This window comes from Sulfuriferula plumbiphila, from assembly GCF_009938015.1.
GTDB classification, from domain to species: domain Bacteria; phylum Pseudomonadota; class Gammaproteobacteria; order Burkholderiales; family Sulfuriferulaceae; genus Sulfuriferula; species Sulfuriferula plumbiphila.
Genome location: NZ_AP021884.1, coordinates 1,988,942 through 2,008,702 on the forward strand (window position 1 = coordinate 1,988,942; position 19,761 = coordinate 2,008,702).

Genomic DNA, 19,761 nt, shown 5'->3' on the forward strand with positions numbered 1-19,761 from the left:
CGTTGCGATCAGGCTTCTGCGGCGATCCGGTAGACCCGCTCGCTGCCCTGGGCCTTGTCCGAGACGATGGTCAGCCCGAGCTTCTTCTTGAAGGCACCGGCAAAGGTGCCGCGCACCGTGTGCGCCTGCCAGCCGGTGGTCTCGCAGATCTGCTGCACCGTTGCCCCTTCGGGGCGCTGCAGCATCTGGATCACCGTGGCCTGCTTGCTGTTCTCGCGGGTGCGAGGTTTGGCGGCCGCCTTTTCTTGCGCCCACGCGGCCTCGGCTGCCGTCACGGCTGCGTCGAGTTCAGGGTCTGCGGCCACTGGCGCAGGCGTTGGCCGGGCGCGCCCCATCGCGTCGTAGCCCTCGGCGGCGACGAACCAGTGGGTGCCGTCGGAGGTGATCAGCGCGCGGTTGAACAGGCCGTCGAGCACCTTCTTGCGTGCGCCGCCTTTGATGTTGTCGGGGAACCAGTCGATCTTGCCGTCGGTGTGTTCGAGGGCGTAAGCCAGGATCGCGTGCTGGGCCGGGGTCAGTTGGGTGGTGGTCATTTGCTTCTCCTTGTGCAAGGGGTTGATGGGGTGACGTGATGAACGCGCTGTTCGGGAGTGAAGCCAAGCGTTTTCTGCTTGGCTTCGAAGGTTCTTGATCAGCTGTTGGCCTTGTCCGACTTCGTCGCCTTGCGGCCTTGTTCGACGCCTGCGTTGAACGCGGCCTCCAGGGCGTCGCGCAGGCACCAGACCGCCACGTCGTGGAAGTCGAGGCTGTCTGACTTGCGGGTTTCCAGGGTTTCGATGCCCAGCTTGTTTTGTGCGATCTGGGTCAGGAGTTGTTCGAACTTGCTCATTGCTGCTTCCTTTGATGGTGTTGATGACGTCCGTATGAACGCGCTGTTCCAGAGAGAAGCCAAGCTGATTTCGAGTGAAGGTCGAAAAAATGATTGAAGGGGTAACCGGTTCTCAAAATGGGCATTTCGATTCGCGCTTACGCCCGTCACCGTGGTGTGACCGACACCGCTGTTCACAAGGCAATTCGCGCAGGTCGGATCACGCCGGAGGCTGACGGCACCATTGATGCCGACCGTGCTGATCGCGAGTGGGCTCGCAACTCCGATGTGCCGAAGACCGGTACGCGGGCCAAGGCCGCAAAGGTCGCCGTGCCGGAAGGCGGTACGGGTGTTGGCGGTGATGGGCCCGCCGCATTACCCGCTGGCGGCGCGTCCTTACTTCAGGCGCGCACGGTCAACGAGGTCGTCAAGGCGCAGACGAACAAGGTGCGTCTGGCCCGACTGAAGGGCGAGTTGGTGGATCGGCCGCAGGCCATCGCCCACGTCTTCAAGTTGGCGCGCTCCGAGCGTGATGCGTGGCTGAACTGGCCCGCGCGCATCTCTGCGCAGATGGCGGCCAAGCTCAATATCGATCCGCACACGATGCACGTCGCCCTGGAGGCGGCGATACGTGAGCACCTGCAGGAACTGGGCGAACTCCGGCCCCGGGTGGACTGATGCTGAATGTTGAATACGAAGGCGCTGCCGAAATCGAGCGCGCGTGGCGTGAAGGGCTGACACCTGATCCTCTGCTCTCGGTCTCTGAATGGTCGGATCGCCACAGGATGCTATCGAGCAAGGCGTCCGCTGAGCCTGGGCGCTGGCGCACCAGCCGCACGCCGTACCTGAAGGCCATCATGGACTGCCTGTCGCCGACCTCGCCGGTCGAGCGCGTGGTGTTCATGAAAGCCGCACAGCTCGGTGCGACTGAAATGGGCTCGAACTGGATTGGCTATGTGATTCACCACGCACCGGGGCCGATGATGGCGGTGTGGCCAACGGTGGATATGGCTAAGCGCAATTCCAAGCAGCGGATCGATCCGTTGATCGAGGAGTCGGCGGCACTGAGCGAATTGATCTCCCCAGCACGGTCACGCGACTCGGGCAACACCATTCTGGCCAAGGAGTTCCGGGGCGGCGTGCTGGTGATGACCGGGGCGAACAGCGCGGTGGGCTTGCGCTCGATGCCGGTGCGCTACCTGTTCCTCGATGAGGTTGACGGGTATCCGCTGGACGTCGAGGGTGAAGGTGATGCGATCTCGCTGGCCGAGGCGCGCACGCGAACCTTTGCCCGGCGCAAGATCTTCATCGTGTCGACGCCGACGATCTCGGGGGCGAGCGCCATCGAACGCGAGTACGAGGCCAGTGACCAACGTCGCTACTTCTTGCCTTGTCCGCACTGCTCGCATCGCCAATGGCTGCGCTTCGAGCAGTTGCGATGGGAAAAGGGGCAACCGGACACGGCGTCCTACATCTGCGAGTCCTGCGATAAGTCGATTGCCGAGCACCACAAGACCTGGATGCTGGAGCACGGTGAGTGGCGCGCGATGATCAGCGACGGCACGGGCAAGACAGCGGGGTTTCACCTGTCGTCGCTTTACAGCCCGGTTGGCTGGCGCGGTTGGCGCGACATTGCTGCCGCGTGGGAAAGCTCTGTGAACAAGGAATCGGGGTCGGCGGCCGCCATCAAGACCTTCAAAAACACCGAACTGGGTGAAACCTGGGTTGAGGAAGGCGAAGCGCCAGATTGGCAACGGCTGGTCGAACGCCGCGAGGACTACCGGGTTGGCACGGTGCCGCCGGGTGGGTTGCTCCTGGTGGGCGCTGCCGACGTGCAGAAGGATCGCATCGAGGCGTCCATCTGGGCCTTCGGGCGCGGCAAGGAGTCCTGGTTGGTCGAACACCGCGTGCTGATGGGCGACACCGCCCGAGACGCCGTGTGGAAGCGACTCGCCGAGTTGCTCGCCGAAAACTGGACGCACGCCTCGGGCGCGGCGATGCCGCTGGCCCGTTTCGCTCTGGACACCGGCTTTGCGACGCAGGAGGCCTACGCCTTCGTGCGGGCCTGCCGTGACCCGCGCGTGATGCCGGTCAAGGGGGTGCCGCGCGGCGCGGCCCTGATCGGCACGCCGACGGCCATCGATGTTTCGCAGGGCGGCAAGAAGCTGCGCCGGGGCATCAAGGTGTTCACGGTGGCGGTTGGCATCGCCAAGCTGGAGTTCTACAACAACCTGCGCAAGGGCGCGGACGTCAGCGAGGACGGCGTGACCACCGTCTACCCGACGGGGTTCGTTCACTTGCCAAAGATTGACGCGGAGTTCATTCAGCAGCTCTGCGCCGAACAGTTGATTACCCGTCGCGACCGCAACGGCTTCCCGGTGCGCGAATGGCAAAAGATGCGCGAGCGCAATGAAGCGCTCGATTGCTACGTGTACGCCCGCGCGGCCGCATCGGCGGCGGGCCTGGATCGCTTCGAGGAACGCCACTGGCGCGAACTGGAACGCCAACTCGGGATGGAACGGCCACCGGATGAGCCACCCCCGATTCAAGCATTCGACCCAAACGAGGCCACCCAACGCGGTGGCCTCTCTGTTTCTGCAAACCCACCACGGCGGCGCGTCATCAAGAGCCGCTGGTTGTCCTGATTTTCAGAGGAGTTTTCATGAGTCTTGCCACCCGTATCGAGAGCCTGGTCATCCGGGTTGCCCAGGAGTTCAACGACGTCCGCGCGACGGCAGGCAGTCTGGCCAGCCTGTCCACCAACGACAAGTCGAGTCTGGTCGCCGCCATCAACGAGCTCAAGGCAGCGGTTCTGTCCGCGATGGCCATCGATGACAACCAGATCGCCACCACCAGCACCTACTCGTCGAACAAGATCGTGTCGCTGCTGGACGCGCTCAAGACCGACATCCTGGGCGGAGCCGATGCTGCCTACGACACCCTGGTGGAAATCCAGCAGGCGCTGCAGAGCGGTACCAGCGGCCTGGACGCGATTCTGGCTGCGGTCAATCTCCGTGTCCGCTTCGATGCGGCGCAGACCCTGACCGTGGCCGAGCAACTGCAAGCACGTACCAACATTGGTGCGGTCGCTGTCAGTGATGTCGGCAACACCGACACCGATTTCGTCGTGATCTTTGACGGCGCGCTGGCCTGATGAGCCTCGCTTCCAGCATCGCCGCTTTGGCGGCGCGCATCGGCTTCGAGGTCAAAACCAAGATCGACGCCACGCATCCCGGCATTGCCCGGGTGTGGGTCAGCTTCGGCTACGTGGGCGGTCAGGTCGTGATCGCCAGCGCGCACAACGTCGCCAGCGTGGTGCGCACGGCGGCGGGCCGGTACCGCGTGCATTTCGCTGTGGCGATGCCGGATGCGAATTACTGCTGGACGGCGCTCGCGCGCAGCAGCACCAACACCGGTCAGCAGCGCTTGGCCCTGGTACGTGCCAGCTCCGACCTGAAGACCGCGCAGTACGTCGACGTCTCGTGTGCGACGGCCGCGTCGTCGTTTGACGACTCCTCTGAAATCAACCTCGTGGTGTACCGCTGATGGCCTACACAGAAGCCCAACTCCAGGCATTGGAGACCGCGCTCGCCAAGGGCGAACACCGCGTCAGCTTCGGCGACAAGACCGTCGAGTACCGCTCGGTCGATGAACTGAAAGCTGCGATCCGCGAAGTCAAGCGCGGCATCCTGGAGCAGGCAGCCGCCACCGGACTATGGCCGGGTGCGCCGCGCCAGATCCGGGTCACGACCTCGAAGGGGTTCTGATGGCCTGGTATTCGAAGATCCGAAGCCTGTTCGGCCAGCAACCCGTCCACGAAGCGGCTGGCCGTGGTCGCCGCTCGTTGGCTTGGATGCCCGGCAACCCGGGCGCGGTCGCCGCGATGCTGGCGACCAACACCGAACTGCGCATCAAGAGCCGCGACCTCGTGCGCCGCAACGCGTGGGCGCAAGCCGGTATCGAGGCCTTCGTGTCCAACGCGGTCGGCACTGGCATCAAGCCGCAGAGTCTTGCTGCAGACGAGCGCTTCAAGACCGACGTGCAGGCGCTGTGGCGTGACTGGACAGAAGAAGCCGACGCCGCAGGACAGACCGATTTCTACGGCCTGCAGGCATTGGCCTGTCGCGCGATGCTCGAAGGCGGTGAATGCCTGATCCGGCTGCGCCCGCGCCGCCCGGAGGACGGACTGGTCGTTCCTCTGCAGCTTCAGTTGCTGGAGCCCGAGCATCTGCCGATCAGCCTCAACCTCGATCTGCCTTCGGGCAACGTGGTGCGCTCTGGCATCGAATTCGACAGCCTCGGGCGGCGCGTCGCTTACCACCTGTACCGCTCGCACCCCGAAGACGGTCGGCTGGCTCCGATGTCGGGCCAGGGCGGGATGGACACGGTGCGCATCGATGCGAAGGAAATCATCCACCTGTTCCGCGTCCTGCGTCCCGGCCAGATCCGGGGCGAGCCGTGGTTGTCGCGGGCCCTGGTCAAGCTCAACGAACTTGACCAGTACGACGACGCAGAACTGGTGCGCAAGAAGACCGCCGCGATGTTCGCCGGGTTCGTGACACGGCAGAACCCGGAGGACAACCTGATGGGTGAAGGTGCGGCCGATGGCGATGGCATTGCGCTCGCCGGGCTGGAACCGGGCACTTTGCAGATTCTGGAGCCCGGCGAGGACATCAAGTTCTCCGACCCGGCCGACGTCGGTGGCTCGTATGGCGAGTTCCTGCGCACGCAGTTCCGCGCGGTCGCCGCTGCCATCGGTGTCACCTACGAGCAGTTGACCGGCGACCTCACAGGCGTGAACTACTCGTCCATCCGCGCCGGGATGCTGGAGTTTCGGCGTCGCTGCGAGATGGTGCAGCACGGGGTGCTTGTGCATCAGATGTGCCGTCCGGTTTGGGCCGCGTGGATGAAGCAGGCAGTGCTCGCCGGTGCCATCGATGCTCCCGGCTTCGCGCGTGGCGGCCCAGCCCGTCGCCGCCGGTACCTGCAGGTGAAGTGGATTCCACAGGGCTGGCAGTGGGTCGATCCTGAGAAGGAGTTCAAGGCCATGCTGCTGGCCATCAGGGCGGGACTGATGAGCCGCTCGGAAGCCATTTCCGCCTTTGGCTACGACGCCGAGGACGTTGACCGCGAGATCGCCGCCGACAACCAGCGCGCCGACGACCTGGGGTTGATCTTCGACTCCGACCCGCGCCGCACCTCCAAGGACGGCGGAAGCGCCGAGCCGAACAAGAACGCTGCCGACACCACGCAAACCGGCAGCTCATCGTCTGCCTGAAGGATTTCCATGACCCTGTTGCCCCATTTGGCGGCGCGCCTCTACGGTGTGCCGCTGGCGATCCATCGCCCAAAACTTGACGTGATCCTGGCCGTGCTCGGCCCCCGGATCGGCTTGGCTGATTTGGCTGCACCCTCGGGCTTCACGCCGCCCGCACGTCCCGCATCCACCCAGACGACGAAGGTCGCGGTCATCCCCATCCACGGCACGCTGGTGCGCCGCACAGTGGGCCTGGAAGCCGAATCCGGCTTGACCAGCTACGCAGGGCTGACCGCGCAGTTGGACGCCGCGCTGGCCAGCCCGGATGTCGCTGCCATCCTGCTCGATGTCGACTCACCGGGTGGCGAGTCGGGCGGCGTGTTCGATCTGGCCGACCGCATCCGTGCGGCTGCTAAGACGAAGCCGGTCTGGGCTGTAGCCAATGACATGGCGTTCTCGGCAGCTTACGCCCTGGCGTCTGCGGCCAGCAAGGTGTTCGTGTCGCGCACCGGCGGCGTCGGCTCGATTGGCGTCATTGCGATGCACGTCGACCAGTCCGAGAAGGATGCGCAGGACGGCGTTCGGTACACGGCGGTCTTTGCGGGCGACCGCAAGAACGATCTGAACCCACACGAGCCGATTTCCAGCGAAGCCCACGCCTTTCTCAAGGGTGAGGTGAATCGCGTCTACGGCCTGTTCGTCGAGACGGTGGCCCGCAACCGTGGCATCGAGGCATCTGCCGTGCGCGACACCGAGGCGGGGCTGTTCTTCGGGCAGGCCGCCGTGGCTATCGGGTTGGCCGATGCCATCGGCACCTTCGACGACGCCCTTGCGCAGCTTTGCGAATCCGTTTCCCCACTCCCGAAGTTGGCGGCAAGCCACTCCGGTCTTTTTAGCAACCCCCAGATGGAGTCATCAATGAATGATCGAACCGACCCCGCTGCTCCTGATCGGCTTGCTGCTGATCCTGCTGGCAGTCCTTCTCAACCGGCGGCCGCCACCGCCATGACCGTGGCTGACGCGATTGAGGTCGCCCAGACCTGCACCCTGGCCGGGCGCACCGACCTGATCGCGGGCTTCCTCGAAGCGAAGGCACCACCCGCCAAGGTACGCAGCCAGTTGCTGGCCACCCAGGCCGAAGCCAGTCCCGAAATCGTCAGCCGCATCGACCCGCAGTCGGCCATGTCGGCGAGTAGCACTGGCCATCCTGCCTCTTCCCACAACCCTCTGATCCAGGCCGTCAAAAGTCGCCTGGGCACAAAGTAACCCAAAAAGGAGCATCCCGTGCCCGCAATGCAAGAACCAATCAACCTCGGCGACCTCCTGAAGTACGAGGCGCCCAATCTCTATTCGCGCGACCGCGTGACCGTGGCAGCTGGCCAGACCTTGCCGCTGGGTACGGTGCTCGGGCAGATCACGGCGACGGGCAAGGTCAAGCAGATCGACCCGTCGGCCACCGATGGCAGCCAGTACTCCGCTGGTGTGCTGATGCAGGACGCCGATGCTGCTCTCGCCGACCGCAACGACGGGCTGATGGTGGCGCGTCACGCCATCGTGTCAGACCACGCACTGCATTGGCCCACCGGCATCACGACTGCGGAGCAGCAAGCAGCGATCCAACAACTCAAAGCACTGGGCGTCCTGGTGCGTATCGGCGCCTAACGCCAAGGAGACTCAATATGCAAAACCCATTCATCAGTCCGGCATTTTCGATGGCATCAATGACTGCAGCCATCAACTTGATCCCCAACCGCTACGGACGCCTGGAGGAGTTGAATCTGTTTCCGCCCAAGCCGGTTCGAACGCGCCAGGTGATTGTTGAAGAACGCGCCGGTGTCCTGAACCTCCTTCCGACCCAGCCGCCAGGCTCTCCGGGAACAGTGAATGTGCGTGGCAAGCGAACCGTCCGGTCCTTCGTCGTTCCGCACATTCCGCACGACGACGTTGTGTTGCCCGAAGAGGTTCAAGGTCTACGTGCTTTTGGCAGCGAAACCGAAATGGAGTCGATTGCCGGAGTGCTGGCCCAACACTTAGAGACGATGCGCAACAAGCACGCCATCACCCTAGAGCACTTGCGTATGGGGGCGTTGAAAGGCGAGATTCTCGACGCCGACGGCAGCCGTATCTACAACCTGTTTGACGAGTTTGGCATCGATCAACAGAGTGTGGACTTCGAAATCAGCAGCCCGACTACTGGCACTGATGTCAAGGGCAAGTGCACTGATGTGTTGGGCATCATCGAAGAAGCCCTTCTCGGCGAGTTCATGACGGGAGTCCACTGCTTGTGTTCTCCAGAGTTTTTCAAGGCATTGACCGGCCACAAGGATGTCAAGACTGCCTTCACGAACTGGCAGCAAGGCGCCGTCCTTATCAATGATGTTCGCCGTGGCTTCACTTTTGGCGGCATCACTTTCGAGGAGTACCGAGGTAAGGCGACTGATGTCAACAAGACGGTTCGTCGCTTCATCGCTGCTGGCGAAGCACATGCGTTCCCTCTTGGCACTATCGACACCTTCGGAACTTACTTTGCACCGGCCGACTTCAACGAGACTGTCAACACGATGGGCCAGCCGCTTTATGCGAAGCAGGAGCCGCGCAAATTCGACAGGGGCACAGATCTGCACACGCAGGCCAACCCGCTACCGATGTGCCATCGTCCCGGGGTTCTGGTCAGGCTCGTCATGGGTGGTGGCGTATGAGTTTGGTCGCCCAGATCTATGAGTCGGCCGCGAACGCTGGGCTGCTGAAGGAATGCCTTTGGTATCCGTCGAACGGTGCGCCATCGCAACTACATCAGATCGGCTTTGCCGCGCCCGATGAATCACTGCTCGATGGCCTGGCCCTGAGCACCGACTACGAGATGACCTACCCGGTCACGGCATTCGGGGGTCTTGCAGTCCGCGAGGTTGTCGAAATCGGTGGCACGTCCTTCCAGGTGCGAGACATCCGATCGTTAAGCGACGGCTCCGAGATCCGCGCCAAGCTCACCCGGCTGTAAACCCATGGCAGATAACTCGATCCGCGAGCGGATTCTGCTGGCGGTGATGGCGGCTGCCCGTCCGGCGGTCGAAGGTCTCGGGGCCACTTTGCACCGGTCGCCCACGGTGGCCATCAGCCGCGAACTTTGCCCGGCGCTCGCGGTGTTTCCCGAGTCGGAGTCCATCACTGAGCGCGCCAACGACCGCGTCACACGCGAACTGACCGTTCGCGTTGTGGCTCTGGCTCGGGCCGTTCCACCCGCGTCCCCCGAAACCGAGGCCGACCGTCTGCTCACCGCTGCCCACGCTGCCTTGTTCGGGGACGGCACGTTCGGTGGGTTGGCGCTGGGCATCCGTGAACAAGAGAGCGAGTGGGAGGTCGAGGACGCCGACGCGGTGGCCGTGGCCCTCCCGGCGCGCTATCGGCTGACGTACCGGACGCTGGCCAATGACCTTTCAACTCTTGGATGACACCTATGACCCAACTTGTCCTGACGCGCCCGCACACCCACGCGGGCAAGACCTATGGCGTCGGTGACCGGATCGAGATCGACGCGACATCAGCCGACTGGCTGATCGCGCACGACATCGCCACGCCGGAGCCGACCGCCCCAACTGCTGAACCCGTCCCCGAACCCAAACCCCTCCAACGCAAGGAACCCAAGCAATGAGCACCTATGCCAGTTTTCAAGGCCGCGTCTTCCTCGGCAAGCGCGACACCGACGGCCTTCCCATCGAAGTGCGCTCGCCCGGCAACGTCGCAGAGCTGAAGCTCTCCCTCAAGACCGACGTCCTGGAGCATTACGAGAGCCAGACCGGCCAGCGCTCGCTGGATCACCGGATGGTCAAGCAGAAGTCCGCCACCGTGAACCTCACCATCGAGGAATTCACCAAGGAGAATCTCGCGCTGGCCCTGTACGGCAACCACGTCGTCGGCACGCCGGGCACGGTCACCGCCGAGCCAGTGGGCGGTGCCACGCCGATTGCGGGCGACCGCTACTTCCTTGCCCACCCGAAGGTATCGTCCTTGGTCGTGACGGATTCGGCTGGCACGCCCGCGACCCTGGCCTTGGGCACGAACTACACGGCTGATCCCGACTTCGGTGCCCTCCAGTTTCTGGATACCACCGGCTTCACTGCGCCGTTCAAGGCCAGTTACGCCTACGGTGTGGCCACCGAGATCGGCATCTTCACGCAGGCGCTGCCGGAACGCTTCCTGCGGCTCGAAGGCATCAACACGGCCCAGGGCAATGCCAAGGTGCTGGTCGAGCTCTACCGCGTGGCATTCGATCCGCTGAAGGAAATCTCCTTCATCTCGGACGAGTACAACAAATTCGAGCTGGAGGGATCGCTGCTGGCCGACACCACCAAGCCCTTCGACGCGGTGCTGGGCCAGTTCGGCCGCATCGTGCAACTGTGATGGGTGCCGCCATGAGTGATCTGGACACCCTGATTCCGCAGGCGGTCGAACTGGTGATCGACGGTGAGCCGCTGGCCATCAAACCGCTGAAGGTCGGGCAGATGCCCGGTTTTCTGCGAGCGATGTCGCCGGTGATGCAGCAGCTCACTGCCTCCAACATCGACTGGCTGGCGTTGTTCGGCGAGCGCGGCGACGACCTGCTGTCGGCCATCGCCATTGCCGTCGGCAAGCCTCGGGCGTGGGTCGATGAGCTGGCTGCCGACGAGGCCATCCTGCTGGCGGCCAAGGTGATCGAGGTGAACGCCGATTTTTTTACCCAGACGGTGATTCCGAAGCTCGACGGGCTGTTCGGCCAAGTGAAGCTGCCGCCCATCGTGAAAGCGGCGGCTGGTTCGATGCCGTCCAGCACCTGATCGAGCACGGTCACCGCTTGCCCGACATCCTCGACTACACGTTGGCGCAGGTGCGCGGCTTCGTCGTAGCGACGGCGCGCACCGATGCGGCCCGCGATGCACGGCTGCTGTCCGTGATTGCCATCGGCACGCGCAGCGATGCCCGCCAGCTCGACCAAACCCTCGACCGACTTACTGACAAGGCCACCGACCGTGCCTGATGACCATGCGCATTTCCGTCCAGATCGATAGCGCCGCAGCCCAGGCGCAATTGCGCCGCTGGGGCGGCGAATTCCGCGACAAGGTCAAGAAGGCGGTGTCGCGGGCGATTGCCAGCGAGGCGGTCGAACTCAAGCAGGACGTGCGCAGCCACGTCGCCAGCCAGATGGCCGTGGTCAAGAAGTCCTTCCTCAAGGGCTTCACCGCCAAGGTGCTGGACAAAGACCTGAACCGACTGCCCGCGCTGTACGTGGGTTCGCGCATTCCGTGGTCGGCGATGCACGAGACCGGCGGCCAGATTGCCGGGCGGATGCTGATTCCACTGAACGGTCGGGTGGGCCGCAAGCGCTTCAAGGCGCAGGTGGCCGAGCTGATGCGCGGCGGCAATGCCTATTTCATCAAGAACGCGAAGGGAAACATCGTCCTGATGGCCGAGAACATCAAAGAGCACGACCGGCCACTGGCGGGCTTCAAGCGCCGCTACCGCAAGGCAGAGGGCATCAAGCGCCTCAAGCGCGGCGCGGACATCCCGATTGCCGTCCTAGTGCCCAAGGTCGTACTCAAGAAGCGCCTCGATGTCGAGCGGCTGGTCGCGAGTCGCATCCCGCGTCTGGCGGCGGCCGTCGAGAATCAGATCAGTACGGTGGATTGATTCATGGCCAAGCGAATTTCCATCCTCGTCGCGCTCGAAGGGGCCGACGAGGGGCTCAAACGCGCCATCACGTCGGCCGAGCGCAGTCTCGGTGAGCTGTCGACCACCGCCAAGACCGCCGGAGCCAAGGCTGCCGCCGGAATGGCCGAGGTCAAGGCCGGGATGTCGGCCTTCGGCGATCAGGTGGCGACGGCCAAGACGCAATTGCTGGCCTTCCTATCGATCAGCTGGGCGGCAGGAAAGGTGCAAGAGATCGTCCAGATCGCCGACGCATGGAACATGATGTCGGCGCGCTTGAAGTTGGCGACGGCGGGACAGCGTGAATTCACGACCGCGCAAGCGGCCCTGTTCGACATCGCCCAGCGCATCGGTGTGCCGATTCAGGAAACGGCCACGCTGTACGGCAAGCTCCAGCAGGCAATTCGGATGCTGGGTGGCGAGCAGAAGGACGCGCTCACGATCGCCGAGAGCATTTCGCAGGCACTGCGCCTGTCGGGCGCTTCGGCCACCGAGGCGCAGTCCTCTTTGCTGCAATTCGGGCAGGCGCTCGCCTCTGGTGTGCTGCGAGGCGAGGAATTCAACTCCGTCGTCGAAAACAGCCCCCGTCTGGCGCAGGCACTGGCCGATGGCCTGAATGTGCCCATCGGGCGACTGCGCAAGCTGGCCGAAGAAGGCCGCCTGACCGCTGACGTGGTGGTCAACGCGCTGATGAGCCAGAAGGACAAGCTGGCCAGCGAGTACGCCCAACTGCCGCAGACGGTGAGCCAGGCCTTCGAGCGCCTGCGCAATGCCTTCGGGCAGTGGATCAACCGGGTCGATGAATCGACGGGTTTGACCAAGAAGCTGGCCGAGGCTCTGACCATTCTCGCCAACAACCTCGACACGGTCATGCAGTGGTTGAAGCGCATCGCCGAAGTCGGTCTGGCGGTGCTGATCTACCGCCTGATCCCGGCGCTCATCACCGCGTGGCAGACCGCCGGTGCGGCGGCCGTCACGGCCGCCAGTGCCACCGCTGCGGCGTGGACGACGGCCAACCTGTCGGTGTCGGCCGCCGTGGCCAGCGTCGGCTTGCTCAAGACGGCATTCGCCGTGCTGGGTGCCTTCCTGGTCGGCTGGGAGATCGGCACGTGGCTGTCGGAGAAGTTCGAGATCGTCCGCAAGGCGGGCATCTTCATGGTCGAGATGCTGGTCAAGGCGGTCGAGCAGTTGCGCTACCGCTGGGAGGCATTCGCCGCCATCTTCACCTCGGACACGATTGCCGAGGCGACCCAGCGCCACGAGGCCCGTCTCGCGGAGATGAACCAGATCTTCGCGCAGATGTACGCCGACGCGACCAAGGGGGCGGATGCTGCCAAGGGCGCGATGAATACCGCCGCGACGGCTGCGGAGGAAATCGCCAAGCGGCTCGAAGCCGTGCGTCAGGGCACGCAGGAGGCAGTCGGGCGCGGTATCGAGGCTGTCCACAGCGCCCTGGAGAAGCTGAAATCCCGCCTCGGTGAGGTTGAGCAGGCTGTCGGCAAGGCCAATCAGACAGTCAACGACGCCACCGCCAAAATGGCCGAGGCCTATAAGGGCCTGACGTCCATCGTTGAGGCCAACCTGCTGCGCCAGATCGAAGCGGTCAAGGCGCGCTATCAGCAGGAACAGTCGGCGCTGGAGACATCCAAGCAGTCCGAAGCGGCGCTGATCACCAAGTCGACACAGTTGCTGACGGAAGCCCTCACGCAGCAGACCACGTTGCGGCGGCAGTCCACGACAGACACGCTGAAGCTCATTGACGATGAGTCCAAGGCGCGGATCGAGTCGGCCCGCCGCCAGGGTCAGACGGAAGAAGAGCGCCGCGCCAACGTCCAGCGGGTCGAAAACGACATCCTGGCCACCAAGCGCCAGACGATGACGCAGGCGCTGGCCGAGTACCGGCAGCACATCGATGCGCTCAACGCAGAGGCCAACCGGCATCTGACTGAGATCAAGCGCATCGAGGAGGAGAAGCGCCAGCTCTCGATGACGACCGAGGAACGTGTCCGCGACATCCGTCGGCAGGGCATGACCGATTTCGAGGCGACGGAAGATCGCAAGCGCCAGATCGCCGAGTACCAGGGGAAGGCACGTGAGGCGCTGGCCAACGGCGAGTTCGAGCAGGCTCGGCAACTCGCCCAGAAAGCGATGGACTTGGCCGCACAGGTGGCCAGCTCGCAAACCAGTGAAGCCAAGCGCGGCGAAGATGCCCGCAAGCAGTCCGAGCAGGCGGTTTCGCAGGTCACCCAGCTCGAATCGCAGTCACGCGATGCCTATCGCAAGCAGGAATACGCGCAAGCCGAAGCCCTGATGCGCCAAGCGGACGCATTGCGCGCCGAACTGGCCCAGAAGACCAAGGATGCCGACGCACAGATCGCACAGGGCAAGGATGGCGTCAATCAAGCCATCCAGCGCATCCGCGAGTCCGAGGAGATTCTCAACAAGACCCTGGATGCCGAAGCCAAGGCGCACCAGACCGCCGCGCAGTCGGCATTGACCGCGCGCGACCAGATCCAGCAGACCCTCACCCAGACCGAAACCCAGATCGACCAAATCACAGCCAAGCTAAAAGACGGTCTGAAGGTCACGCTGGATGCCGACACGACCCGCTTCGACAAAGCCATCGCTGATCTCGACAAGGCCCTGGCAGAAAAAGAGTACCTGCTCAAGATTCAGGCCGACTTGCAGGAGGCCGAGAAGAAGCTGCAGCAGTACGAACAACTGCTGAAAGAGGGCAAGACACTCCCGGTCGATGCCGACGTGTCCAAGGCCAAGGAGGCGCTGGACAAACTCAAGACCTACGCCGACCAGAACTCGCAGTTCGAACTGAAGGTGGCGACCGAGAAGGCGCAGGCCGCGATCACCAAAGTCGAAGGGATGATCAAGGCGCTGGACCGCATCCAGACCGAGTCCCGGCATCAGGTCAGCACCAATGCCGACGCAGCCCGCTCGGAAATCATGAGTCTCAACTGGGCCAACACCTCGAGCACGCACACGATCTATGTGCGCAAGGTAGAGGCAAACGCGACTGGCGGTTTGGTGGGCGGTGGCGTGCGCCGCTACGCCGATGGCGGCGCTGTGGCCCCGGCCTTTCCTCGGATGAGTGGTGGCTCGGTTCCGGGCTCGGGCCACCACGACACCGTGCCACGCACCCTGGATGCCGGTGCCTTCGTGATTCGCAAGGCGGCGGTGCAGAAGTACGGCGGCGGCGCGCTCTCGCGTCTGGCCAATGGCGTGGCACGGTTTGCCACTGGCGGCGCGGTGATGCTGGGTGGCGGCAAGCGCCCATCCGGCAACGATGCTGATGGCACGCCCAGCACACCAAAGAAGAACCGGGAGGCAGTCGAGGCGATGAAGATGATCGACCTCGGCCTGCAGGGGATGAACGAGTACACCAATTGGCTCCAGTGGAACTACGGTGCCTCGGTCAGTCTGGATATGCGTAGCAAGACGATGGATAGCTACGGCAAGCAGGCCCAACAGGATCGGCGCGCGCTGGAGGACTTCATCAGCCGCAAGACGCTCACCGGCAACGAGCGCCAGAACCTGGAGCGCATCAAGCAGACGTGGCGGCAGGCAATGGCCCAGCCGCTGCTTTGGGGCAAAGACCTAGAGCGCGAGCTGATCGACTATATGGAGCAGAACCAGGGCGAGTTCTACCGTCGCGGTGGCATGGCCAAGTCCGACACCGTCCCGGCGATGCTCACGCCGGGCGAGTTCGTCGTGAACAAGGATGCCGTTTCCCGCTACGGCGCTGGCTTCTTCGAAGCGATCAACAACCTGTCTGCCCCGGCACAAGCTCTGGCCGGTCGCGCGCTTGCGGGCGTTCAGGGCTTCGCCACCGGCGGTCTGGTGCAGCCAAGTGGCTCGCGGTTGGCCCGACCGGTGTTGGCGGCCGATGCCGGGCCCAGCCGCACGGTACGCGTGGAACTGTCCTCGGGGCAGCAGAAGGTCAATGCCACCGTCGACGCACGAGACGAGTCTCGTCTGCTGCAACTTCTGGACGCTGCCCGCGCCCGCACTGCCTGAAGGATTCCCGATGCAACTGACGAACCTCGATGCCGGGGTGGCTTTGCCATTGCCTGACGATTTGCTGTGGAGTGATGAGCACGCGTGGTCGCCCGCCGTGGCGACCACGTCTTACCTCATCACCGGAGCCTTGCTTATCCAGTCTGCCACCCGGCAAGCCGGTCGCCCCATCACGCTGGTGGGCGCACCCGATATGGCCTGGGTGACGCGGGCCACGGTCGAGCAACTGCAGGCCTGGGCCGCGCTTCCAGTGGGCAGCGCCACAGGTCGCTTCGGCTTGACCTTCTCCGATGGCCGCTCGTTCACCGTGGCATTCCGCCACGCAGAAACGGCCATCGAAGCCGAGCCCGTGCTGGGCATCCCGGCCCGTGCCGCTACCGACTTCTATCGCCTGACCCTTCGATTCCTGGAGATTTGAAATGCCGATCCAATCCGGCGACGTGAAACTGCTGAAGTCCGCCGTGATGGCGGATGTGCCCGAGGGCGGTGGCGCGCCCACGGGCAACACCATTGCCGATGGCGTCTCGAACGCCATCTTTCCTGACATCTCCGAGCTGGATCGCGCCGGGGGTCGGGTCAACCTGCGCAAGTCCTTCGTGTCGGTGCAGACCGACGACACCGACACCTACTTCGGTGCCAACGTGATCGTGGCAGAGCCGCCGCAGGATGCGCGCGTCAGCGTCACGCTGTTCAGCACCGAGAAGACCTTCGACACCCGCGAGCAGGCGCAAGTCCGCATCGAGGCCTACCTCAACAAGGGCCCGGAGTGGGCTGGCTACCTGTTCGAGAACCACATCGCCGGTCAGCGGGTGATTCAGCTTTTCCAGCGCACCACCGACACCGTTCCCAATGTCGGCCAGACCTTGGTCTTGATCGAGAACGAGGGCCTGGGCACCCAGAAGGAGCAGTACATCCGGGCCACCTCGGTGTCCGTCGTCGAGCGCACGTTCACTTACGACGGCGACAAGGACTACAAGGCCAGCATCGTCACGGTCGACATCAGCGACGCACTGCGCTACGACTTCACCGGCTCGCCTGCAAGCCGCACGTTCACCCGGGCCGCGAACAGCACCAAGACGCGCGACACGGTCGTGGCGGACGCCGGAACCTACGTCGGCGTAGTACCGCTGACGCAGGCCGCCGCCGTCGGCGACTTCACGATCAAGGGCACCTCGATCTACACGCAGCTGGTGCCAAGCGCGCAAACCGAGACGCCCATTTCCTTCGTTCCTCCCTACGCGGCCGCCGGACTGCCGGTGCCGGGGGCCGTCGCGGTGAGCTACACAGCCAGCCACGCGTGGACGACCAGCATCAAATTCAATCTCCCGGGCGGTTGCTTGCCGGGGTCACTGACCATCGGCACGGACGGCATCACGATATTTGACGACGCGGGCCTGCTCAAGACCGCCAGCGGGACGGTCGGAACCATCGACTACGCCAACGGCATCCTGACCCTGAACTCGGGGACGATGTCGAACGCGAAGGCCATCACCTACACGCCCGCCGCGCAGATTCTGCGTGCTCCGCAAAGCTCGGAGATCCCGGTCACGCCCGAGTCGCGCAGCCAGTCCTACGTGGGCACGGTCAACCCGGTGCCGCAGCCCGGAACGCTGTCCATCAGCTACATGGCCCAAGGGCGCTGGTATGTGCTTTCCGACAGTGGCAACGGCTCGCTCAAGGGCCTGGACGCCAGCTACGGCGCGGGCACCTTCAACAGGAATACCGGAGCCTTCGTGGTCACGCTGGGTGCGTTGCCCGACGTGGGCAGTTCGCTCGTGCTGACCTGGAACGTGCCGACGCAGGAGACGCAGCAGCCATCCACCACCCTGAAGGCCACCCAGAGCCTGGCATTGAACCCACCTGCAGGGACGGCGGTGCAACCCGGGTCGCTCACCGTGTCCTGGGAGTACGGCGGCACCAAGACCTCAACGGCGGCCACGTCGGGCGTGCTGTCGGGTGCCGCCACGGGCAGTCTGAGCGTGGCGCAGAACCGCGTGGACTTCGCGCCCAATGTGCTGCCAGCGGTGGGCACGCAACTCACCGTGAGCTACGTCGCGGGCCCGAAGCAGGAGGACTCGTTTGCTCACCCCTCCCGCAATGGTGCGGGGACGCTGCCAGTCACCGCGACCTTGGGGGCCATCGAACCGGGCTCGCTCGAAGTCGAGTGGAACACGTTCACCGACGAGGCGGTTCTCGGTGCGTACACCTTCGCTCAATTGCAGGAGATGGGTATCGCCGTCTCGATCTGGCGCGACCCCACCCAGATCGCCCGAGATGACGGGAACGGCGGTGTAGTGCTGAACGGGATCTCGATTGGCACCGTCAACTACGCAACCGGTCAGGTGACCTTCAATCCGGATGTCTCGATCCGTATCCCACGCCCGGTCTACACGGCAGTCGCCATCAACGGCACCGGTCGGTGGCGATTGAACTACGGCGGCATCGCCTACGTCGATGCGCCATCGCTGTACCCCAACGACGAATCCGGCTACGTCAAGCTGCGCTACAACAGCGCGGGCTCGACCAGCAACCAGACCGAGACGTTCCAGTTCCTACCGGCCTTCAAGCTGGTACCGGGGGTGAATGCCCAGGTGGTGACAGGCACGGTGCTTCTCTCCATCAGTGGCGCGCAGCCTTGGGGCGACAACGGCCAGGGCACCCTGCGCGAGTTCACCACCAGTGGCTGGGTCACGCGCGGCACGATTAACTACCTATCCGGGGACGTGGCGCTGACGTCCTGGACGGCGGGCACGAACAACGCGATCACACGAGCCAGTTGCGTGACCACGGTCGGCGAGAACATCTCCAGCGAGTTCGTGTTCCGAACTGGCGCGGCACCGCTTCGTCCTGGGTCGCTGTCGATCCAGTACGCCCGCGCGGTTGGTGGCACGCAAAACGTGACGGCCGGGATTGACGGCAAGATCGAGGCAACCGGCATCAGCGGCAGCGTCGACTACGAGACCGGTCTGGTGCGCGTTCGCTTCGGAACGATGGTCACGGCGGCCGGGAACGAGAGCCAGCCTTGGTACGCCGCCGACCGGGTGGGCACGGACGGCAAGATCTTCCGACCCGAGCCGGTGGCCGCATCCAGCGTGCGTTACAGCGCGGTCGCCTACAGCTATCTGCCGCTGGATGCTGATTTGCTTGGCATCGATCCGGTGCGCCTGCCCAGTGATGGGCGGGTGCCGATCTTCCGCCCCGGCGGCTTCGCCGTGGTGGGCCACACCGGCAAGATCACCTCCTCGGTCAGCAACGGCCAGACCATCAACTGCGCTCGGGTGCGCCTGTCGCGCGTGCGCGTCGTCGGCCACGACGGAGCGGTGATCCACACCGGGTACTCCACCGATCTGGAAGCGGGCACCGTCACCTTCATCAACGTGTCGGGCTACAGCCAGCCCGTGACCATCGAGCACCGGATCGAGGACATGGCCGTGGTGCGGGATGTGCAGATCAGCGGCGAGATCAGTTTCACGCGCGCCCTGACGCACGAATATCCGCTGGGGAGTCACGTCTCCAGCGCCCTGGTGGCCGGTGACCTGTTTGCCCGCGTGAATCTGGTGTTCGACCAGTCAACGTGGAACGGCGCGTGGTCAGATGCCTTGTCAGGCAGTTCCGCAACAGCAACGTTCAACAACACGCAGTACCCGATCCGCGTGACGAACCGGGGGGCACTGACCGAGCGTTGGATCGTGCGCCTGACCAACAGCACCTCGTTCGAAGTCATCGGCGAGAACGTCGGCGTGATCGCCACGGGCAACACCAGTGCGGATTGCGCGCCCAACAACCCGGCGACCGGCGTGCCGTACTTCCATCTGCCCGCACTTGGCTGGGGCAATGGCTGGGCCACCGGCAACGTGCTGCGCTTCAACACCATCGGCGCGCAGTTCCCGGTCTGGGTGGTGCGCACCGTTCAGCAGGGGCCGGAGTCCGTGCCCGACGACAACTTCACGTTGCTGATTCGCGGCGACGTGGACACCCCCTGATTTCG

At 64.2% G+C, this 19,761-nt stretch carries 21 protein-coding genes; 19 read left to right on the forward strand and 2 right to left on the reverse strand.

What is annotated here, in order from left to right:
- Positions 1-8 precede the first annotated feature (8 nt).
- The gene (locus tag GZH91_RS10375) at positions 9-533 is read right to left on the reverse strand and encodes a DUF3489 domain-containing protein (protein WP_147073289.1); all 525 of its coding nucleotides are present in this window, start codon (positions 531-533) and stop codon (positions 9-11) included.
- Positions 534-631: 98 nt separating this feature from the next.
- The gene (locus GZH91_RS10380) at positions 632-829 is read right to left on the reverse strand and encodes a DUF6900 domain-containing protein (RefSeq protein WP_147073287.1); all 198 of its coding nucleotides are present in this window, start codon (positions 827-829) and stop codon (positions 632-634) included.
- Positions 830-946: 117 nt separating this feature from the next.
- Here GZH91_RS10380 and GZH91_RS10385 point away from each other — a divergent pair, with 117 nt between their 5' ends.
- Genes GZH91_RS10385 through GZH91_RS10475 form a run of 19 tightly spaced genes read left to right on the forward strand, consistent with a single transcriptional unit; the run spans position 947 to position 19,756 of the window.
- Entirely contained in the window at positions 947-1,486 is a 540-nt protein-coding gene (locus GZH91_RS10385; RefSeq protein WP_147073285.1) for an elements of external origin, read from the forward strand.
- On the forward strand, positions 1,486-3,453 hold the full coding sequence (locus GZH91_RS10390; protein ID WP_223264565.1) for a phage terminase large subunit family protein: 1,968 nt from the start codon (positions 1,486-1,488) through the stop codon (positions 3,451-3,453). The genes GZH91_RS10385 and GZH91_RS10390 overlap by 1 nt, the downstream gene beginning before the upstream one ends.
- Positions 3,454-3,470: 17 nt before the next feature.
- A complete protein-coding gene (locus tag GZH91_RS10395; protein WP_147073283.1) occupies positions 3,471-3,962 on the forward strand; it encodes a hypothetical protein in 492 nt (163 codons plus the stop codon).
- Positions 3,962-4,354: a hypothetical protein gene (locus GZH91_RS10400; RefSeq protein ID WP_147073281.1), complete on the forward strand. Its 393-nt coding sequence runs from the start codon at positions 3,962-3,964 to the stop codon at positions 4,352-4,354. The genes GZH91_RS10395 and GZH91_RS10400 overlap by 1 nt, the downstream gene beginning before the upstream one ends.
- The gene (locus GZH91_RS10405) at positions 4,354-4,575 is read left to right on the forward strand and encodes a phage head-tail joining protein (RefSeq protein WP_146463160.1); all 222 of its coding nucleotides are present in this window, start codon (positions 4,354-4,356) and stop codon (positions 4,573-4,575) included. Before GZH91_RS10400 ends, GZH91_RS10405 begins: the two co-directional genes overlap by 1 nt.
- Entirely contained in the window at positions 4,575-6,086 is a 1,512-nt protein-coding gene (locus tag GZH91_RS10410; RefSeq protein ID WP_147073279.1) for a phage portal protein, read from the forward strand. The genes GZH91_RS10405 and GZH91_RS10410 overlap by 1 nt, the downstream gene beginning before the upstream one ends.
- Positions 6,087-6,095: 9 nt before the next feature.
- The gene (locus tag GZH91_RS10415) at positions 6,096-7,331 is read left to right on the forward strand and encodes a S49 family peptidase (protein WP_147073277.1); all 1,236 of its coding nucleotides are present in this window, start codon (positions 6,096-6,098) and stop codon (positions 7,329-7,331) included.
- Between the two features lie 27 nt (positions 7,332-7,358).
- On the forward strand, positions 7,359-7,727 hold the full coding sequence (locus GZH91_RS10420; protein ID WP_223264564.1) for a head decoration protein: 369 nt from the start codon (positions 7,359-7,361) through the stop codon (positions 7,725-7,727).
- A 17-nt stretch (positions 7,728-7,744) separates the two neighbouring features.
- The gene (locus GZH91_RS10425; protein WP_058719286.1) at positions 7,745-8,764 is read left to right on the forward strand and encodes a major capsid protein; all 1,020 of its coding nucleotides are present in this window, start codon (positions 7,745-7,747) and stop codon (positions 8,762-8,764) included.
- Complete coding sequence (locus GZH91_RS10430) at positions 8,761-9,063, forward strand: hypothetical protein (RefSeq protein WP_147073273.1); 303 nt, start codon at positions 8,761-8,763, stop codon at positions 9,061-9,063. The genes GZH91_RS10425 and GZH91_RS10430 overlap by 4 nt, the downstream gene beginning before the upstream one ends.
- Positions 9,064-9,067: 4 nt before the next feature.
- Entirely contained in the window at positions 9,068-9,514 is a 447-nt protein-coding gene (locus GZH91_RS10435) for a hypothetical protein (RefSeq protein ID WP_147073272.1), read from the forward strand.
- A gap of 5 nt (positions 9,515-9,519) precedes the next feature.
- Complete coding sequence (locus GZH91_RS10440) at positions 9,520-9,714, forward strand: DUF7210 family protein (protein WP_147073270.1); 195 nt, start codon at positions 9,520-9,522, stop codon at positions 9,712-9,714.
- Positions 9,711-10,463 (forward strand): phage tail tube protein, encoded by a 753-nt coding sequence (locus GZH91_RS10445; RefSeq protein WP_147073268.1) that lies wholly within the window; start codon positions 9,711-9,713, stop codon positions 10,461-10,463. The genes GZH91_RS10440 and GZH91_RS10445 overlap by 4 nt, the downstream gene beginning before the upstream one ends.
- A gap of 11 nt (positions 10,464-10,474) precedes the next feature.
- The gene (locus GZH91_RS10450; protein WP_147073266.1) at positions 10,475-10,876 is read left to right on the forward strand and encodes a hypothetical protein; all 402 of its coding nucleotides are present in this window, start codon (positions 10,475-10,477) and stop codon (positions 10,874-10,876) included.
- 17 nt (positions 10,877-10,893) lie between these two features.
- Positions 10,894-11,076: a hypothetical protein gene (locus GZH91_RS10455; RefSeq protein ID WP_198415288.1), complete on the forward strand. Its 183-nt coding sequence runs from the start codon at positions 10,894-10,896 to the stop codon at positions 11,074-11,076.
- The gene (locus GZH91_RS10460; protein ID WP_198415289.1) at positions 11,076-11,726 is read left to right on the forward strand and encodes a DUF6441 family protein; all 651 of its coding nucleotides are present in this window, start codon (positions 11,076-11,078) and stop codon (positions 11,724-11,726) included. Before GZH91_RS10455 ends, GZH91_RS10460 begins: the two co-directional genes overlap by 1 nt.
- 3 nt (positions 11,727-11,729) lie before the next feature.
- The gene (locus GZH91_RS10465) at positions 11,730-15,773 is read left to right on the forward strand and encodes a tape measure protein (RefSeq protein WP_147073261.1); all 4,044 of its coding nucleotides are present in this window, start codon (positions 11,730-11,732) and stop codon (positions 15,771-15,773) included.
- 10 nt (positions 15,774-15,783) lie between these two features.
- Positions 15,784-16,191: a hypothetical protein gene (locus tag GZH91_RS10470; protein WP_147073260.1), complete on the forward strand. Its 408-nt coding sequence runs from the start codon at positions 15,784-15,786 to the stop codon at positions 16,189-16,191.
- 1 nt (position 16,192) lies between these two features.
- Positions 16,193-19,756: a hypothetical protein gene (locus GZH91_RS10475; RefSeq protein ID WP_147073258.1), complete on the forward strand. Its 3,564-nt coding sequence runs from the start codon at positions 16,193-16,195 to the stop codon at positions 19,754-19,756.
- Positions 19,757-19,761: the final 5 nt, after the last annotated feature.

Bases quoted from the DNA above. Each gene is read 5' to 3' on its own strand.
- GZH91_RS10445 (WP_147073268.1), top strand. From the start codon at position 9,711: ATGAGCACCTATGCCAGTTTTCAAGGCCGCGTCTTCCTCGGCAAGCGC.
- GZH91_RS10380 (WP_147073287.1), bottom strand. From the start codon at position 829: ATGAGCAAGTTCGAACAACTCCTGACCCAGATCGCACAAAACAAGCTG.
- GZH91_RS10390 (WP_223264565.1), top strand. From the start codon at position 1,486: ATGCTGAATGTTGAATACGAAGGCGCTGCCGAAATCGAGCGCGCGTGG.
- GZH91_RS10465 (WP_147073261.1), top strand. From the start codon at position 11,730: ATGGCCAAGCGAATTTCCATCCTCGTCGCGCTCGAAGGGGCCGACGAG.
- GZH91_RS10415 (WP_147073277.1), top strand. From the start codon at position 6,096: ATGACCCTGTTGCCCCATTTGGCGGCGCGCCTCTACGGTGTGCCGCTG.
- GZH91_RS10435 (WP_147073272.1), top strand. From the start codon at position 9,068: ATGGCAGATAACTCGATCCGCGAGCGGATTCTGCTGGCGGTGATGGCG.
- GZH91_RS10460 (WP_198415289.1), top strand. From the start codon at position 11,076: ATGACCATGCGCATTTCCGTCCAGATCGATAGCGCCGCAGCCCAGGCG.
- GZH91_RS10410 (WP_147073279.1), top strand. From the start codon at position 4,575: ATGGCCTGGTATTCGAAGATCCGAAGCCTGTTCGGCCAGCAACCCGTC.
- GZH91_RS10420 (WP_223264564.1), top strand. From the start codon at position 7,359: ATGCAAGAACCAATCAACCTCGGCGACCTCCTGAAGTACGAGGCGCCC.
- GZH91_RS10470 (WP_147073260.1), top strand. From the start codon at position 15,784: ATGCAACTGACGAACCTCGATGCCGGGGTGGCTTTGCCATTGCCTGAC.
- GZH91_RS10450 (WP_147073266.1), top strand. From the start codon at position 10,475: ATGAGTGATCTGGACACCCTGATTCCGCAGGCGGTCGAACTGGTGATC.
- GZH91_RS10400 (WP_147073281.1), top strand. From the start codon at position 3,962: ATGAGCCTCGCTTCCAGCATCGCCGCTTTGGCGGCGCGCATCGGCTTC.
- GZH91_RS10395 (WP_147073283.1), top strand. From the start codon at position 3,471: ATGAGTCTTGCCACCCGTATCGAGAGCCTGGTCATCCGGGTTGCCCAG.
- GZH91_RS10385 (WP_147073285.1), top strand. From the start codon at position 947: ATGGGCATTTCGATTCGCGCTTACGCCCGTCACCGTGGTGTGACCGAC.
- GZH91_RS10475 (WP_147073258.1), top strand. From the start codon at position 16,193: ATGCCGATCCAATCCGGCGACGTGAAACTGCTGAAGTCCGCCGTGATG.
- GZH91_RS10375 (WP_147073289.1), bottom strand. From the start codon at position 533: ATGACCACCACCCAACTGACCCCGGCCCAGCACGCGATCCTGGCTTAC.
- GZH91_RS10430 (WP_147073273.1), top strand. From the start codon at position 8,761: ATGAGTTTGGTCGCCCAGATCTATGAGTCGGCCGCGAACGCTGGGCTG.
- GZH91_RS10405 (WP_146463160.1), top strand. From the start codon at position 4,354: ATGGCCTACACAGAAGCCCAACTCCAGGCATTGGAGACCGCGCTCGCC.
- GZH91_RS10425 (WP_058719286.1), top strand. From the start codon at position 7,745: ATGCAAAACCCATTCATCAGTCCGGCATTTTCGATGGCATCAATGACT.
- GZH91_RS10440 (WP_147073270.1), top strand. From the start codon at position 9,520: ATGACCCAACTTGTCCTGACGCGCCCGCACACCCACGCGGGCAAGACC.